The organism is Brevibacillus massiliensis (genome assembly GCF_000311785.1).
Taxonomy (GTDB): Bacteria; Bacillota; Bacilli; order Brevibacillales; family Brevibacillaceae; genus Brevibacillus_C; species Brevibacillus_C massiliensis.
This window is the reverse complement of record NZ_HE978535.1, coordinates 38,581-55,904: the sequence shown is the minus strand read 5'-3', so window position 1 is coordinate 55,904 and position 17,324 is coordinate 38,581. Positions and strand designations below refer to the sequence as shown.

15 protein-coding genes are annotated in these 17,324 nt (G+C 55.1%); all 15 read right to left on the bottom strand.

All coding sequences use genetic code 11. From position 1 onward, the window contains the following. Positions 1–30: 30 nt before the first annotated feature. The gene (hslU, locus tag HGBM_RS00320; protein WP_019119109.1) at positions 31–1,425 is read right to left on the bottom strand and encodes an ATP-dependent protease ATPase subunit HslU; all 1,395 of its coding nucleotides are present in this window, start codon (positions 1,423–1,425) and stop codon (positions 31–33) included. Between the two features lie 7 nt (positions 1,426–1,432). Beyond that, on the bottom strand, positions 1,433–1,987 hold the full coding sequence (gene hslV, locus HGBM_RS00315) for an ATP-dependent protease subunit HslV (RefSeq protein ID WP_019119108.1): 555 nt from the start codon (positions 1,985–1,987) through the stop codon (positions 1,433–1,435). Then, positions 1,938–2,918, bottom strand: a complete 981-nt coding sequence (xerC, locus tag HGBM_RS26125) for a tyrosine recombinase XerC (RefSeq protein ID WP_019119107.1) — start codon at positions 2,916–2,918, stop codon at positions 1,938–1,940. The genes hslV and xerC overlap by 50 nt, the downstream gene beginning before the upstream one ends. 60 nt (positions 2,919–2,978) lie before the next feature. Next, positions 2,979–4,292, bottom strand: a complete 1,314-nt coding sequence (gene trmFO / locus HGBM_RS00305; protein WP_019119106.1) for an FADH(2)-oxidizing methylenetetrahydrofolate--tRNA-(uracil(54)-C(5))-methyltransferase TrmFO — start codon at positions 4,290–4,292, stop codon at positions 2,979–2,981. 19 nt (positions 4,293–4,311) lie between these two features. Continuing rightward, complete coding sequence (gene topA / locus HGBM_RS00300) at positions 4,312–6,390, bottom strand: type I DNA topoisomerase (RefSeq protein WP_019119105.1); 2,079 nt, start codon at positions 6,388–6,390, stop codon at positions 4,312–4,314. Between the two features lie 53 nt (positions 6,391–6,443). Continuing rightward, positions 6,444–7,583 (bottom strand): DNA-processing protein DprA, encoded by a 1,140-nt coding sequence (dprA, locus tag HGBM_RS00295; RefSeq protein ID WP_019119104.1) that lies wholly within the window; start codon positions 7,581–7,583, stop codon positions 6,444–6,446. A gap of 98 nt (positions 7,584–7,681) precedes the next feature. Continuing rightward, positions 7,682–8,587, bottom strand: coding sequence for a succinate--CoA ligase subunit alpha (sucD, locus tag HGBM_RS00290; protein ID WP_019119103.1), 906 nt, complete (start codon positions 8,585–8,587; stop codon positions 7,682–7,684). 76 nt (positions 8,588–8,663) lie between these two features. Next, entirely contained in the window at positions 8,664–9,824 is a 1,161-nt protein-coding gene (gene sucC / locus HGBM_RS00285) for an ADP-forming succinate--CoA ligase subunit beta (protein WP_019119102.1), read from the bottom strand. A 165-nt stretch (positions 9,825–9,989) separates the two neighbouring features. Beyond that, entirely contained in the window at positions 9,990–11,066 is a 1,077-nt protein-coding gene (locus HGBM_RS00280; RefSeq protein ID WP_019119101.1) for a hypothetical protein, read from the bottom strand. 16 nt (positions 11,067–11,082) lie between these two features. Continuing rightward, a complete protein-coding gene (locus HGBM_RS00275) occupies positions 11,083–11,982 on the bottom strand; it encodes an AlbA family DNA-binding domain-containing protein (RefSeq protein WP_019119100.1) in 900 nt (299 codons plus the stop codon). A 176-nt stretch (positions 11,983–12,158) separates the two neighbouring features. Then, positions 12,159–12,431: a hypothetical protein gene (locus HGBM_RS00270; RefSeq protein ID WP_019119099.1), complete on the bottom strand. Its 273-nt coding sequence runs from the start codon at positions 12,429–12,431 to the stop codon at positions 12,159–12,161. Positions 12,432–12,496: 65 nt separating this feature from the next. Further along, the gene (gene mobB, locus HGBM_RS00265) at positions 12,497–13,021 is read right to left on the bottom strand and encodes a molybdopterin-guanine dinucleotide biosynthesis protein B (RefSeq protein ID WP_019119098.1); all 525 of its coding nucleotides are present in this window, start codon (positions 13,019–13,021) and stop codon (positions 12,497–12,499) included. A gap of 30 nt (positions 13,022–13,051) precedes the next feature. Then, complete coding sequence (locus tag HGBM_RS00260; RefSeq protein WP_019119097.1) at positions 13,052–14,296, bottom strand: molybdopterin molybdotransferase MoeA; 1,245 nt, start codon at positions 14,294–14,296, stop codon at positions 13,052–13,054. After that, on the bottom strand, positions 14,265–14,903 hold the full coding sequence (locus tag HGBM_RS00255) for a molybdenum cofactor guanylyltransferase (protein ID WP_019119096.1): 639 nt from the start codon (positions 14,901–14,903) through the stop codon (positions 14,265–14,267). The genes HGBM_RS00260 and HGBM_RS00255 overlap by 32 nt, the downstream gene beginning before the upstream one ends. 34 nt (positions 14,904–14,937) lie before the next feature. Beyond that, on the bottom strand, positions 14,938–17,289 hold the full coding sequence (locus HGBM_RS00250; protein WP_019119095.1) for an FdhF/YdeP family oxidoreductase: 2,352 nt from the start codon (positions 17,287–17,289) through the stop codon (positions 14,938–14,940). Positions 17,290–17,324 lie beyond the last annotated feature (35 nt).

The window sequence follows — 17,324 nt, the reverse complement described above, 5'->3', positions numbered from 1 at the left end:
TTCCTCCTAAACTTCTCTACAATTGATGTCCTACAAGATGTACTGGCTTAAATCTCGATTTTGCACGATACTACCTAACTTTTCCCGAACATACTCGGGCGTAATCTTCACAACTTCAAGATGGATATCGGGAGCCTCAAAGGAGAGGTCTTCCAGCAACTTCTCCAGCAGCGTATGCAGGCGCCTCGCCCCGATGTTGTCAGTGGACTGATTCACCTCGGTTGCCAGTCGGGCGATCTCGAAAATCGCCTCCTGGGTAAATTCGATGCGGATGCCCTCTGTTTCCAGAAGCGCGACGTACTGCTTGATCAAGGCGTTTTTCGGCTCGGTGAGGATACTTACAAAGTCCTCCACTTTCAAACTGGCGAGCTCGACCCGGATCGGGAAACGTCCCTGCAGCTCGGGAATCAGGTCGGACGGTTTAGCCGTATGAAAGGCTCCCGCTGCAATGAACAAGATGTAGTCCGTTTTGATTGGACCGTACTTGGTCATCACCGTAGACCCTTCCACAATCGGCAGAATATCGCGTTGCACGCCTTCGCGCGAAACGTCGGGTCCCCGGCCGTCTTTACCGGCGATTTTGTCAATCTCGTCGATAAAGATGATTCCGTGCTGCTCCGCCCGGTGAATGGACTCTTGAATCACTTCATCCATATCTACCAGTTTTTGCGCTTCTTGTTGAATTAATACCTTTCGCGCTTCTTTAATTCGCAATTTTCTCTTCTTGGTCCGTTTTGGCAAGAGATTTCCGAGCATGTCTTGCATTTGCATGCCCATCTGTTCCGCCCCGGGAATCTGGAAGAGATCAAACACCGGCGAGGACTGATCTTCCACATCAATCTCGATCACCTGGTCTTCCAGCTGCCCGGAGGCGAGCTGAAAGGCCGCCTGTCTCCGCTGCTGCCGAAGAGAAGCCTCTTCACTGTCGTTTTGCTGCGACTGGTTTTGCTGGTTTTGAAACAGCATCTCAAACGGATTTTTAAAACCGCTTTGTTGCTTTTTTGACGGCACAAGAATGTTCACGATCGCTTCGTCTGCCAGCTTTTCTGCCTTTTCCTTGACTGTTTCCATCTTTTCGCTTTTCACCATGCGAATCGCTGTCTCAATCAGATCGCGTACCATGGATTCAACATCCCGTCCAACGTACCCAACCTCAGTAAACTTCGTCGCTTCGACTTTTATGAACGGCGCTCCCGTCAGGCGGGCAATCCGACGGGCAATCTCCGTCTTTCCCACCCCGGTCGGCCCAATCATCAGGATATTTTTCGGAACGACTTCCTCCATCAATCCTTCCGGCAGGCGGCTGCGGCGGTAGCGGTTGCGCAGTGCCACGGCGATCGCCCGCTTCGCTTGCGACTGTCCTACAATGTATTTATCAAGGTGTTCCACGATCATTTTCGGAGTAAGCTGTTCAAGTTTGAGCATTCCGTTTTCACCCCTTCGCGGTGGTCATCTCTTCGACAACAAGGTTGCTGTTGGTAAACACACAGATTTCCGCAGCGGTCAAGAGCGCGGCTTCGGCAATCTCTTTCGCGCGCAGGTGGGGCGCAAATTTTTTCAAGGCGCGGCCTGCAGCCAGAGCGAAGCCGCTTCCTGAGCCGATCGACAAAATCCCGTCGTCCGGTTCAATGATCTCTCCGTTCCCGGAGATGAGCAGCAAGTTTTCCCGATTCATCACGATCATCATCGCCTCGAGGCGGCGCAGGACTCTGTCGGAGCGCCACTCCTTTGCCAGCTCAACAGCGGCCCGCTGCAGGTTTCCGTGAAATTCTTCCAGCTTTGCTTCAAACTTTTCAAACAAGGTGATTGCGTCAGCGACAGAACCGGCAAAGCCGGCAATGACTTCTCCGCGAAAAAGCCTGCGAACTTTCTTCGCACCATGCTTCATGACCATGCTGTTGCCGATCGTCACCTGGCCGTCTCCGGCCATCGCTGCTTCACCGTTGTGATGAACCGCGAAAATGGTCGTGGCGTGAAATGGTTCCATCTTCGGAACGACCTCCTCGTTTTTCTGCCCGCGGATGTGCGGAATCATACACTTCCCGCAAACGCTCCTTTGTCACATGTGTGTAGATCTGGGTTGTCGAGATGTTTACGTGGCCTAACAGCTCTTGTACTGTACGCAAATCTGCACCGGCATTCAGCATGTGTGTGGCAAAAGTGTGCCTCAGTGTATGGGGCGAGATTGAAAGCCGCAAAGCCGCAGCCTGCACGTATTTGTCCACCACGCGGCGCACACTACGGTCAGAAAGCGGTTCTCCACGGTAATTGAGTAACAATACTCCGTTCTCCTGTTTATCCGCAAGCAAAGAAATTCTACCCACTTCTATGTATTGCCGAATGGCGCTCACAGCATAACTGCCAATCGGGACATACCGCTCTTTGGCCCCTTTTCCGTACACCAGGGCGACACCGTTCGACAAATCAAGCCTGTCGCAAGTGAGCGTCACCAATTCAGAGACGCGAACTCCTGATGCGTACAACAGCTCAAAGATGACCAAGTCACGCTGTCCGAGCGAAGTAGTTGGATCCGGCAACGAAAGGAGAGTCTGAATCTCCTGTGGGTAGAGAAAAGACGGGAGTTTCTTTTCCAGTTTGGGTGTAGACACAAGTTGAAACGGATTTTCCGAGATGCGGCCTTCACGCATGTGAAAGCGAAAAAAACTGCGTAAACTGGAGAGTTTACGTGCCATACTCCGCCGCGATAAACCACGTTTGGTTAGATGGGCGAGAAAAGAGCGTCCGTGAAAGTAAGAAACGGCAGCCAAAGTGTCGATCTGGTGCTGTTCCATAAACTCGGCAAATTCGGAGACGTCCCCCATGTACTGCTTGAGAGTATGGGGAGATGCGTTTTTTTCCACCTTCAGATAGTGTACAAAGTCATCGATCCAAACAGCCAGATCGGCTTTTTTGTCCATCTCACACGCACTCCTTGAAGGCAATACTATATTACCACAGTAAAAAAAGAGTTATCAACTTCAGTTGTGTCTATTTTGTGTAAAATTCAGAATAGTGGACAACGCCCGCTTAGCCAACTGCTCATTTTTCTCTTTTTTGTTGCGGATTCTGACCGGCAGCTCGGCGACCAGCCCGAAGTTGGCGTTCATCGGCTGAAAGTGTTTTGGCTCTGCCGTCGTGATGTAATGAGCCATGCTGCCAATCACTGTCTCTCGTGGAAGGACAATCAGTTCTTCATTCTTCGCCAGACGGGCAGCATTCATTCCTGCCATCAATCCGGATGCCGCCGATTCCACGTATCCCTCCACCCCGGTCATCTGCCCGGCAAAAAACAGCGTATCCCGTTCCTTGTACTGATACGTCGGATACAGCAGCTTCGGAGAGTTGATAAACGTATTGCGGTGCATGACGCCGTAGCGCACGATCTCACACCGCTCCAATCCCGGAATCAGGGAAAAGACCCGCTTCTGCTCCGGCCATTTCAAATGGGTCTGGAATCCGACGATGTTATACAGGGTAGCGGCACTGTTGTCCTGGCGGAGCTGAACGACAGCAAACGGCTGTTTTCCCGTACGAGGGTCGATTAATCCGACCGGTTTGAGCGGGCCGAACAGCATCGTCTGGCGCCCCCGCTTGGCCATGACTTCAATCGGCATGCAGCCCTCGAAGTACACCTCTTTCTCGAACTCTTTCAGCGGCGCCGCTTCTGCCGTGATCAGCGCTTCGTAGAACCGGTCAAACTCTTCCTCGTTCATCGGGCAGTTGAGGTAGGCCGCTTCCCCTTTATCGTAGCGGGAAGCGACAAACACCTTGTCCATGTCGATGGAGTCCTTTTCGAGGATCGGCGCGGCCGCATCGTAAAAGTACAAATACTCCTCCCCGGTCAGCTTTTTCAGCTCTTCGGAGAGAGCAGGCGAGGTCAGCGGGCCGGTCGCAATCACGGCGATCCCCTCCGGGATCTGAGTAACCTCTTCCGTTTTTACTTCGATCAACGGGTGATTGCGGACAGCCTCGGTCACATAGGCGGCAAATTCATGCCGGTCGACAGCCAGCGCACCTCCTGCAGGTACGGCGCATTTATCGGCTGCCGCGATGATCACCGAGCCGAGCCGTCGCATTTCCTCTTTCAACACGCCAACTGCATTGGCAAGGGAATTGGCCCGCAGCGAATTGCTGCAGACCAACTCGGCGAATTTATCGGTATGGTGGGCGGGCGTTTGCTTTCGCGGACGCATTTCATACAGTGTCACAGCGACTCCCGCTTCAGCGATCTGCCAGGCAGCCTCACTGCCTGCCAGGCCGGCCCCAACGACCGTTACATGTGGTTGAGTCATGGTGAACCCTCTCTATCTGTTAAGAATCGGCTTCCTCTTGATAATCGCACTGCGTGCAGACGACACTGACCCCTTGCTTTTTGCGCTTTTTCTCCACCATCATGCTGGAGCATTTCGGGCAGGGGCGGGCGATCGGCTTATCCCATGAGACGTAATCGCACTCGGGATAATTGGAGCACCCGTAGAACAACCGGCTCTTCTTGCTCTTGCGCTCGATGATCGAGCCCGTTTTGCACGAAGGGCAGCTCACTCCGATTTCTTTGACGATCGGCTTGGTAAAGCGGCACTCCGGAAAACCCGAGCAGGCCAGAAACTTGCCATAGCGGCCCAACTTGTACACGAGGTGGCGGCCGCACACTTCACACAATTCGTCGGAAACCTCGTCTTTGATCTCCACCTCTTTCATCTGTTCCTCGGCGACTTCGACTCGCTTGGCGAATTCGTCGTAAAACAGATCGAGCACCTTCACCCAGTCGGCCATGCCCTCCTCGATCTTATCCAGATCGCTCTCCATCTGCGAGGTAAACTCGACGTCGAGAATCTCGGGGAAGAACTCTTCGATCAGCGAGATGACGATTTCTCCCAATTCAGTGGGAATAAAACGCTTGTCTTCCAGTGCGACGTAGCCGCGCTTTTGGATCGTCTCCAGCGTCGGCGCATACGTGGAGGGACGGCCGATGCCGTTTTCCTCCAGCGTTCTGACCAGTCTCGCCTCTGTATATCGGGGCGGAGGCTGGGTAAAATGCTGATTGGGCTCCGTCGCCTGGTGCTCCAGCACTTGTCCTTCTTCCAGCGGCGGCAGCAGGGTATTTTCCTCCTTGCTCCCGTCGTCGCTGCCCTCCACGTACACTTTCATAAAGCCGGGAAACTTCACTTTGGAGCCGCTGGCGCGGAAGTAGATCCCGTTCACTTCAATATCGACGGACATGGTATCCAGGACGGCCGAAGCCATTTGGCTGGCCAAAAAGCGCTCCCAGATCAGGCGGTACAGCCGCAGTTGATCGCGGGACAGGTACTCCTTCAAGTCATCGGGGCGGCGCAGCACGGACGTGGGGCGAATGCCCTCGTGGGCATCCTGCGCTGTCTCCCGCTTGCTGTGAGTCCGCGCTTCGGCGAGGGCGTACTCCCCTCCAAACTGTTCGGTGATAAAACTCTTTGCCTCTTCCTGGGCGGTCGTCGAAATCCTTGTCGAGTCGGTACGCATATAGGTGATCAAACCGACTGTGCCTTCCTTGCCCAGGTCGATCCCTTCGTACAATTGCTGGGCGATCATCATCGTCTTGGCCGTCCGGAAGTTCAGCTTGCGGGCCGCTTCCTGCTGCAGCGAACTGGTGATAAACGGAGGAGCCGGATTGCGGCGCCGCTCCCGCTTGTTCACCTTTTGCACGACGAACGGACGGTCTTTGATCTGCTCAAGGATTTTTTCCACCTCCGCCTGGGAGCGGATGTCCGCTTTCTCCTCACCAAAGCCGTGAAAGCGGGCTTCAAATGCCTTCCCCTCGGAGACAAGCGTACTGGTGATTGTCCAATACTCTTCCGGCACGAACTGCTGGATTTCTTTTTCCCGGTCGATAATCATCTTGACCGTTACCGATTGCACCCGCCCTGCACTCAGTCCTTTGCGAACCTTTTTCCACAGCAGTGGACTGATGTTGTAACCAACCAACCGATCCAGGATTCTTCGTGCTTGCTGCGCATTGACGAGGTCCATGTTAATCCGCCGCGGATGCTTGAAGGCATCCTTCACCGCATCCTTCGTGATCTCGTTGAACACGACGCGAATCGGATCGGATGTGTCCAAACCGAGATACTGAGCCAAGTGCCAGGCAATCGCTTCCCCTTCGCGGTCCGGGTCGGCAGCGAGATATACCTTTTTGGCTTTTTTGGCCGCGTCTTTGAGCGACTTCAAGACGTCGCCCTTGCCGCGAATGGTTATATATTTAGGATCAAATTGATTGTTTACATCTACGCCCATCTGACTCTTCGGGAGGTCACGCACATGGCCCATTGACGCTTTTACCATGTATTTGCTGCCGAGATATTTTCCGATTGTTTTTGCTTTCGCCGGTGATTCGACGATTACAAGCGTATCAGCCACTATTTTCCTCCCCCTTCGGGAAATGAATCTCCCTAATTATTCAATATGCGTTTTCATTTGTCAAACGCCTGAGACACATATCCATTTTCCCTCCGCTTCACGTAAAATCCTCCAGGCAGGCAAGAAATAAACCCTTTTGCCTCCAGAAGCACCAAATGGCGGTCCAGCTCGCGCCGCCACTCCTCGTCCATTTGCCCGTGCAGTTCATCCCAATGCAGCGGCTCATAGGACAAAAGACCGAGTACAACCTGCTCTCCGGCACTGACCGACGGCTGCGGAGAGTGATCCATATCGGGCTCTGCAAAAGCCCATCCAGGGTATTCTTCCAGAATATCCGCCCAGTTTGATACGAGTTTTGCCCCTTGTTTGATCAAGTTATTCGGCCCTTTGCTCACATTTGAAAAAATCGGTCCCGGCACGGCGAACACATCTTTCCCCTGCTCCAGCGCACAGTCAACCGTGATCAGCGAACCGCTCCGCTCCGCCGCCTCCACGATCAGAACCCCGCAGGACAGCCCGCTGATCAGCCGGTTGCGTTCGGGAAACAATCCCGGGACAGGCTGCACGCCCGGCGGGTACTCGGACAGGATCAGCCCCTCCTCGGCAATTTGCCGATACAGCGGGAGGTTTTGCCGGGGATAGATCTGGTCGATGCCGCAGCCCAGCACGGCAATCGTCTTGGCCGGCGTTTTTAAGGCGGCGCGATGAGCCTCGGCATCGATTCCGTGCGCCAGTCCGGAGACGATCACAAAACCGGCGTTCGACAAGCCGGTCGTCAAATACTGACAGACGGATCTGCCGTAGGGTGTCGGTCTGCGCGTTCCGACAACAGCGAACATCGGCTGACGAAGCAAATCGACATTTCCCTTGTAAAACAAAAGCAGCGGCGGGTCGGGCATCTCGCGAAGAACGGCGGGATAAGCGGAATCCAGGAAACAGGTAAACGACAATCCGGCAGCAGTGCGCTGCTGCTTGTCCAGGCTTACCTGATGGGGCTGAAGCTTTTGCTCCAGCGTATCGCGAACGGCTGCAGACAGGCGCAGCCCATCCAGCTGATTACCTATTTTCATAGACAATCCGCGAAAAGAACCGACTGTCTCGTACATGCGGCGAAGCGTCTTGCGTCCAATCCCTTTGATGCAGACCAGGGAATACAGCCAGTCCCGTTCTTCAAGCTCTACCGAGTATACCATAGGGCAGCTCTCCTCACCGTTTTTCTTCATTATAAGAAGAGACAGACATGGCGACAAAAAAAGAAGAGGAGACTGTTTCGTCCCCTCTTCCCGTTTGCTTAACGAGAAACCATCACTTTATCCAGCATGCCTTTTTCTTTCAGCAGTTCAACCAGCGTTTCTCCGATGACAGCAGGCGTCTTCGCGACGCGAACACCGCAAGATTCCAGTTTGGCAATTTTTTCGGCAGCGGTTCCTTTTCCGCCGGAAATGATTGCGCCGGCATGGCCCATGCGCTTTCCTGGAGGCGCTGTTTGCCCGCCGATAAAACCGACGACCGGTTTCTTCATGTTGGCCGCGATCCATTCGGCTGCTTCTTCTTCCGCCGTACCGCCGATTTCCCCGATCATGATCACCGCTTCCGTATCAGGGTCTTCATTGAACAGCTTCAGCACGTCGATAAAGTTGGTGCCGTTGACAGGGTCGCCGCCGATGCCGACCGCCGTGGATTGACCGATGCCGCGGGTCGAGGTTTGATGAACCGCTTCATACGTCAAGGTACCGGAACGGGAGACGATCCCCACTTTGCCCGGTTGGTGAATGTAACCAGGCATGATCCCGATTTTGCATTCGCCGGGAGTGATGACGCCCGGGCAGTTCGGACCGATCAAACGGGTCTTTTTGCCTTCCATGTAGCGCTTCACTTTCACCATGTCCAGCACCGGAATGCCTTCTGTGATACAGATGACCAAGTCCAGATCGGCGTCGACCGCTTCCATGATCGAGTCTGCGGCAAAAGCCGGCGGAACATAGATGACGGATACGTTTGCTCCGGTAGCTTCGACAGCTTCCCGAACAGTGTTAAAGATCGGGATTCCGTCTACCTCGGTACCGCCTTTGCCCGGAGTGACGCCGCCTACCATTTTGGTGCCGTATTCCACAGCTTGACGAGTGTGGAACAAGCCTGTGGCGCCGGTAATGCCCTGTGTAATGACTTTCGTATCTTTATTGATCAAAATGCTCATCGCGTTATTTCCCACCTTTTTTAACATGTAGAAGAAGCCAAGCTCCAAGTCGGGAGCTGCAGCACGCAGGCAGTCCTTACTTCACCAAAGAGACGATCTTTTCCGCGCCGTCCGCCATCGATTCGGCAGCGACGATGTTCAAGCCGGACTCGTTCAAAATTTTCTTCCCGAGCTCGACATTCGTGCCTTCCAGGCGAACGACCAGCGGACGATCCAGCTTCACTTGTTTTGCCGCGGCAACGACGCCGTTTGCGATGATGTCACACTTCATGATGCCGCCGAAGATGTTGACGAAGATCCCCTTCACCTTCTCGTCGGACAAGATGATCTTAAAGGCTTCGGTCACTTTCTCCTCGGTGGCGCCGCCCCCTACGTCCAGGAAGTTCGCCGGATCTCCGCCATAGTACTTGATGATGTCCATCGTCGCCATCGCCAGACCGGCACCGTTGACCATGCAGCCGATATTGCCGTCGAGAGCGATGTAGGACAGGTCGTACTTGGAAGCTTCGATCTCTTTTTCGTCTTCTTCCGACAAGTCGCGCAGCTCCATGATTTCCGGATGGCGGAACAGAGCGTTGCTGTCAAAGTTCAATTTGGCGTCGAGCGCCATTACTTCGCCGTCACCGGTGACGACCAGCGGGTTGATTTCTGCGATGGAGCAATCTTTTTCGACGAACGCCTGATACAGGCCCATCATGAATTTCGCCGCTTTGTTGACCAACTCTTTGGGAATATTGATGGCAAACGCCAGTCTGCGAGCCTGGAACGGCGTCAGCCCGGTGACCGGATCGATGGTTTCCTTGAAGATTTTCTCCGGGGTGCGGGCGGCCACTTCTTCGATTTCCGTACCGCCTTCTTCGGATGCCATCATCGTGACGCGGCCGGTAGCACGGTCAACGACCAGACCAACGTAGTATTCTTTCTTGATATCGCAGCCCTGTTCGATCAGAAGGCGCTTCACTTCTTTTCCTTCCGGGCCGGTTTGGTGGGTGACAAGCACTTTCCCCAAAATCTCGTTCGCGTATGTACGCACCTCGTCCAAATTCTTCGCTACCTTGACGCCGCCTGCTTTACCGCGACCGCCGGCGTGAATCTGCGCCTTGACTACCACGACCTGCGTTCCCAGTTCCTTGGCTGCCTCGACAGCTTCGTCGACGGTAAAAGCAACGCGGCCTTCCGGAACTTTTACACCGTATTGCTTCAGTATCTCTTTACCTTGATACTCATGAATGTTCATTCTCCATCCTCCTATTACAGTCTAAACCCAACATGATAGTATTCTCTTTCAAGCCAAAAAATCCTGCAATACATCGAGGTGCTAAAGACATTTTACGACAAAAAACGAGCGGCTGTCATGACTTCCATACAAGTTCTTTCTTAGCGTCACCAAATGTACAGCTTCTCATGAAGATTTTTTCGGCTGTTCAAACGTCCCGAACAGCGCCAAAATATCGCGTCCTGCATCCTGGCGCTCATACCAGCTGCCGCCGAGCGAGAAAGCGTGCTCATAGACTGCGACGTCCGTTACTTTCTCTCCTACGGTAAACCTGAGCACGTACTCAGCCCGGTTTGCCGCTTGCGCCGGTTTGCCTGGCAGGGCCGTACCGTGCTGCAGCACCCGCACCACTTGATGCACGATTCCCTGCTGGACGATCGAATCGGCCACTTTCCAATCAACTGCCTCTGCCGTTCGGCCGACAGGCAGCAGTTTTACTCCGGATGCTTTAAACAGCATATGTATCGTCTCTTCATCCGGCGGTTGAAGCGGAAGCTTGCCTGTCAACCACGCAAACATTTGGCCCGAGACATGATAATAGATGATTTCTTTCCCCATTTTCACGGAGACGAGGGCCGGAGTCAGCACCGTGACTTCCATGATGCTTTTGCCTGTGTCGAACTTTAGCCGATAGTAGGGGTAAAGCGGAAACTGCCGGTTGCCCGGCTTTTCGCGGTATTCTCCGCTGCGCAGAAATTCCCAAAGCTCATTGGCTTCCTGTTTTTGCGAGAATTGGGAGATATTGAGATCGGACGCGACGATGTCCACCGATTCCACCTGGTCTTGCTGGAAGAGGGCAGCGCCGATCAGTTCCCTGACCCAGCTGTAAAAGTTGCGGGCCCCCGGTCCGCTGTACGAAGCCTCGCCGATCCGGCAGACGTTTTCACCGACGTCAATGATAAGCGGGGCTTCTACGGCGCGGTAGACGATCAGGGAGAATTTAACATCTTTTACGGGCAGCGGTTGATCCGTCGTCACAACCTCCCCCTCCAGCTCCAGCAGCCCGCGGGAGAAGTCCTTTACATCCAAGGGTATATCCTGGCCTTCCGTCGTCAGTACAGAAACCTTTTCAACAGAATCGACATTTTGGACAATCAGATTGCGCTCAGCGGCGTTAGGTTTTTGCGGATTCGCAGAACAACCGTAGAGAATCAGACATACCAGACACATTAGGCCAAGTCTGATCCGCCAAAGCTTTTCCATCAGCGACCTCCTTGTATTAAAGTAATCCCAACCTTCGGCTTACCTCGCTGCCCAGTCTTCTCTTCACGTAAATTTCGCCAATTTGATGAGGGTCCTTGACAATGACCGACCGGTTGTTGGTTCGGATGCTGACGAATTTCTCCCCGTTTTTGTCCAGTCCGCAAATCAAGTCGGAAGCCACTTCGACAAAGATGACGACAACGTATTTATCCTCCACCTGCTTCAGCGATATCTTGGGAAACGGCGCCAAGAGGGGAGTTGTCTTGTCCTGAATATACTGTGTAATCGCCAGAATGTACTTGTCGGGGTCCTCGTACTGGCTCAATTCCTCATTCACCCCGACAATTTCCCCGTTGTCGTCGATGCCGAGAAACAGGTTTCCGTTGTTGCTGTTGGCAAAGGCTACGACTGTTTTAATGATATTTCCTTTCGACTGCAAAAAGTCGCGCTTGAATTCGATCATGTCGTTTTCGCCCAGTCTCACGGCCGTAAGCGGATCGTCTACCTTCCCCAGATAGCGAAACCTGCTGAGGGCGCCCAATCGGTAGACGTACTCTTCAAACAAGTCGGCCGGCAGCGAAATTTCTTCGATCATGGCATCGGTATTCTGCCAGAGCTTGTAGGTTTGCGGCGAAAAACACATATCGAACAGGACAGTCGTGCCAAGCGACTTGATATTCATCCCGATCGCTACCGGAGCCACACTGGAAGGCTGGTACGAGTCAAGTCCCTGCGCCTCCATCACTCCGCTCTGCACGAGAAAGTCAAAATAGCGCCGGGGCAGGCGAACGGATCCCCTGATCAGCTCACGATGCTGCGGTTCGTTGATCCGTTTGGTCACATGGTAAAGATCAAATAAAACCTCGGTGGGGTCGGCATGAAGAATGGCAGCCAGAAAGAAACAGAATACTCGCATCGCTCACCCTACTCTTTGTCGTAGTCCATTAGTCTTATTGTAATGACTTTTCCTTTTCTTTGCCACTTTTTTGGGTTTATTTAACAATACTAGATTTTACAGGATCCTCTCTGGCAGCTTTTGAGCAAAAAAAAGAAAGGCAGCCATTTACCGCTGCCCCTCTTGATGCGCTGCCGCTACTTCGATGGAATGCCCGATTTGCTTGCTTCCAGCAAAATCTCCTGTTTCTCGTTTTCATGTACCAGGATCGCCTTTTTATCCGTTTGGAAGTCGTAGTGTCCTTTCTTTAAAAAGTCCTCGACTTCTTGCATTTGCTCTTTGTTCAAATCATAAGAAAACAACGGCACGTACGGCGTGTTGTTCCGCGTAAAGAAATACGCGGCCAGGGCAACGACAATCAAGAGTACCAGTACTCCAATCAGAATCGTACGTTTTCGTTTATCCGCCATCTTGATGTCCTCCCACTGTTAGGCTGAAAAGCTAGTACCATCCTAACACGTTTTTCGGAGAACGGTCAAATATCCTCTCCGCTGTCGGCCGACCGTTCCTGTTCGTGCAGATCCAGCAGAAAATCCCCGATTTGCTGCCCGTGGTCAATAGAAAAGACCGGAAGCTTTTGCGGGGGAAGCGGCAGCCAGCTGACGATACCGCAGCAGTTCGTCACATCGGCAATCAGCGGCAAATCAGCCTCGCGGCGAATAAGCGCCAATTTGCGGTAATGGGCCCGCTTGAAGCCCTCAATCAGCACGATCTCGGCCCCGGCCGCTTCCATTCTCGCGACGAGCTGTTCAAGCGGCACAGCGGCCTGCTCAAACCAACCCGTTTTGCTCTGTGACTGGATCGCCACGAGCGGCGCGCCAGCCTGGCGAAAACGATGCGTATCTTTTCCTTCGTCCCAATCGTGGTCATGTCCATCGTGTTTGATCACACCAACCCGGAAATGCTTGCTTTGAAAATACCTGACCAACTGCGTCACGATCGTGGTCTTGCCGGAATTGGCATAACCGACGAACTGCATGATCAAGGGCGATGCCGCCATGGTGTCTCACCTCGCTTCTCATCTGAAAGACTATCGCAAGCGAAACGGAATTACCTCCACGATCTCTCCGGCTGCCCGCCCCCTGCCTCCAGGGGGAATGACGATCAGACACTCGGCGTCTTTTAACGTCCTCAGCATCCCTGACTTGTCAAACCCGTCAGGTATGGCGTACAGCGTCGTCTCCTGCAGCTGCAGCCGGCCCCGCACATAGCGGGGGTACGGACAAGGCTTGGAATAGTCGCAGATGAGCAGCGCCTTTTGGCTCGGCAGCTGGGTAGCATCACCTCTGCCCGCCAACCTGGCCAAGAGCGGCCTGACCAAGAGGTGAAAACCCGTAAAACACGCGCCGGGATTCCCCGACAAGGCACAGATCAGCCGGCCGCACCGGCGTATGGCGGTTGTCGGGCTACCCGGTCGCATCGCCACGCGGTTGAACAGAAGTTCCACGTCTGGTTCGTCTACAAGCGCCGCGATGATGTCTTTGTCTCCTACTGAAACTCCTCCGGTCGTCACCAACAGATCAACCTGCCCAAGCACCCGGTCGATTTCGTCCTTTGCCAGCTGCAGGTCGTCCGGCAGGCGCCGGCACACGACCGGGATTCCCCCTGACTCGTGAATCAGGCCGCAGAGCATCACCGCGTTGCTGTCGCGGATTTTCCCGGGCGGAGGGGTCAGCGCGGGATCGACCAATTCGTCGCCGATCGAGAGGATGCCGATACGCGGCTTTTGGTAGACAGGGACCGGCGTCATCCCGAAGGTAGCGAGGACGGCCAAGGCTCCGCCTCCGATCTGCTCGCCGGCCGCCAGCACCCGTTCACCGGCAGAAACTTCCTGTCCCTTGCGGGCGACATTCTCTCCCGAACGCAGCTCTCGCTTGATCAAGACGGCATCCAGCCACTCTCCCGGACTCTCCGTCTGCTCAAACATCACGACGGCATCAGTCCCCGGCGGCATCATCGCTCCCGTCATGATTCGCACCGCCTCACCGCGGTTGATCGGCCTTGCGGGAACGTCACCCGCCTTCAGACAGCCGACTACTTGCAGGCGCACCGGTGACTGCACGGCGGCCCCGGCAGTGTCTGCCGCCCGAACGGCATACCCGTCGAGAGAGGCCCGGTCAAACGAGGGCAGATCGCAATCCGCCCGGCAATCCCGGGCCAGCGTCCGTCCGTGCGCCTCGGCAAGCGGCACCTCTTCCACGCCGATCGGGGCAGCACCTGCCAGCAGTCTGCGGACTGCTTCCTCAACGGTTACCGTCTCCCGGTGAAAGCGCATCTCTTCTCCTCCTCTCTGCCAAAGCCAGGCGATACTCGTCAGGGGTGTTCATGTTGAACGTCGCCCACTCGTCAAAGTAACCTTCCGCGATCCGCTTCACCCGCAGCTTGGCCAATACCGACGTGATCCGGTACTGCCTAGCTGCGAGCGCTTCTTCCCAGGCTGGCAGCGTGCGGGAGTGGTACAGCGCAAACAGCGGGTGGATCCGCCCCCCGGCCTCCGGAATCAGCGCATCCCAGCCCAACAGCTCCTGTTTCAACGCTGCCAGGCGCCTGATTTGTCCGGAATCCGCAAACGGCAGGTCACATGACATGACAAGCAGCGCATCCTCCCTCGTGCTCTTCAAGGCGGCGCAAATCCCGCTGGCCGGACCATATGATCCACCCTCGTCGCGGATCACCGCGATCCCCTGTTGCTTGAGCTCTCGCCAGCGTTCGCCGGTGGCCTCGCCTGCAACCACCAGGTGAGGCAATCCGGACGCCCGCAAACCTTCAAGAAGCTGGAAAAGGAGCGGACGCCCGCCCCAATCCAGCCACTCTTTAGCCGTTCCCATCCGCCGACTCTGCCCCCCGGCCATAATCGCTGCGCCCAACGTTATCTCTGTCATCACCAAATTCCTCCCGTACGAGCAAAGCGCAGGATTAGCCGACAGACATCTCCAGCTCTTCAATCCTTTTTTCCACGTACCTGGTGTCCTTGTGGGCGTGGTACGTTTCCGCTTTCTCCACAATGACCGCCGTATTGTACTCCGGAATACCGGCGAATTCTTCATATACCCCTTTGGGGATCAGGATGTTCCCCTCGGGCCAGTAGACCTGAATATTCCCAGGTTTCGTCTCGGCGAACTTGGCCCGGCCCTGGAATACCCCGTGTTCATTGTACACGACAATCGCCGTCCCTTCCAGGATGTCGAGCTTTGCCGCGTCTTCAGGATGGATCAATACATCGTACCGGTCCGCCGCGTTGAACGGATCTGTCTCGCTGTAGATCATCGAGTTAAATTGCTTGCCGCGCCGGGTGGTGACGTAAAAGTGGCCTTCCGGCTTGCGCAGCTCCGGCTGATCGATCGGGATCAGGTTGGCCCGGCCGTCCGGCGTCGGGCAAATGCCCCCTTCACACAGCCAGGCGCCGCCCCACTGGAAGACGTCCCCGCGCTTTTCCAAGTGCTGTATGCCGTCGTAATTCGGATTGGCCCGGGCGATCTCTTCACGGATCTGTCTGGCGTCGCTAAAGTGGATCAAGTGCTTTTTCTCCGGGTAGACGCGCGAGGCCAGATCGACGTAGATCTCCCATTCCGAGCGGGCTTCAGCGATGCGGGGCCCTTTGATTTCCGGCGTGAAGTAGACCATCCGCTCGGTGCTGGTAGACGTCCCCCCGCCGGGCTGTTCGTATCTCGTCATCGCAGGCAGGACGATCACTTCTTCCTTGGCGTCAACCAGTGTCGAGGTGTTCAAGATAATATCCTGGTGAACCCGCAGCTCAACCGCTTCCAGACACTGCTTGATAAACGCCGGGTCGGGCATCGTCTCCAAAAAGTTGCCGCCGCTGGTGTAAAACAGCCGGGTCTTACGTTCGTGCCCGTCGGGAAGCAGGGTATTTTCCAGGCTGACACCGACGATGTCTCCTTGCCAGCGAGGGATTTCAAATCCCCATAAGGCTTCCATCCGCTTGATGTTTTCCTCGTCGAGCGGCACCCCGCCGGGCAGTGACATCGGCTCCGCCCCCATCTCGCCGGAACCTTGCACCCCGCTGTGGCCGCGAATCGGCATCACGCCGCAGTGCTCCCGCCCGATGAATCCGCGCAGAATCGCCAGATTGGCTACCTGGGAGACGTTGTCGGTGCCAAACCGGTGCTGGGTCAGTCCCATGCTCCAGACGAATACCCCCGACTTGGCCGCTGCCAAAAGCTTGGCAAATTCTCCAATGCGCTCCCGCGACAGTCCGGAGGATTTTTCGATCAACTCCCAGTCCTGGCTGATCACATGGGCCTTCAGCTGTTCAAAGCCGTTGGCGTGAGCGTCGACAAACTCCCGGTCAATCGCCGATCCCGGCGCCGCCTCCTCCATCTCAAACCAGTGCTTCATCACCCCGTTCATGAAGGCGATGTCGCCGCCGATGTTCACCTGATAGACGTCATCGACGATTTTCGTGCCGAACAGCGCGCTCTCCGGAATGGAAGGGATCCAGTAGTTTTCCATCGCCGGTTCGCGGTAGGGATTGATCATGATGATCTTCGTCCCGGCTTTTTTGGCCGCGTACATGTACTTGGTCGACACCGGTTGGTTGTTGGCCGCCACCGAGCCCCAGAAAATCAGCACGTCTGTCCCGATCCAATCCTTGTAATTGCAGCTGGAAGCGCCGATGCCGAGCGAGCGCTTCAGAGCGGTTTTGCTGGGCGAGTGGCAAATCCGGGAAGCGTTGTCAATATTGTTCGTTCCTAAAAAACGGGCTACCTTCGTCGCGGTGTAGTAGACCTCATTGGTGATTCCGCGCGAGGTCAGGTAAAACGCAAGCTGTTTTGGATCGATGCTCCTGATCTTCCGGGCGATCCGGTCCAGCGCTTCATCCCAGCTGATCCGGGTAAATGCCTTTTCCCCCGGTTTGCGGGAGAGCGGGTACGGAATCCGCCCCAGCTTGCGCAGCTCGGTGCTGTCCAGCTTGCGGAGCGCTTCGACATCCTCCAGCCACTTTGGCTCGATGGCCGGCATGGTGTTCAGGCGCAGCACATTGAGCCTGGTCGTGCAGACATGCGGTCCGGTCAGGGTTTGATCGTACAGCCCCGACACCCCAAGCGCACAGCCGTCGCACACCCCTTGAGACAAAATCCGCCAGGCGTAGGCAAGGTTGTCCTTGTTCTCGTAGATGACCTTCATGGTATCGCGGATGTGGTGCGGCTTGACCTTGCCAAGCCCCATCGGCATGTAGCTCGCCCACAACGACGGTTTCCATGAAGTATCCAATTTAATCGGACCGGTGTGTTTTGTTTTCCCCATCTGTCGCTACTCCTTTCTTGAAGCCAAACGCTCGC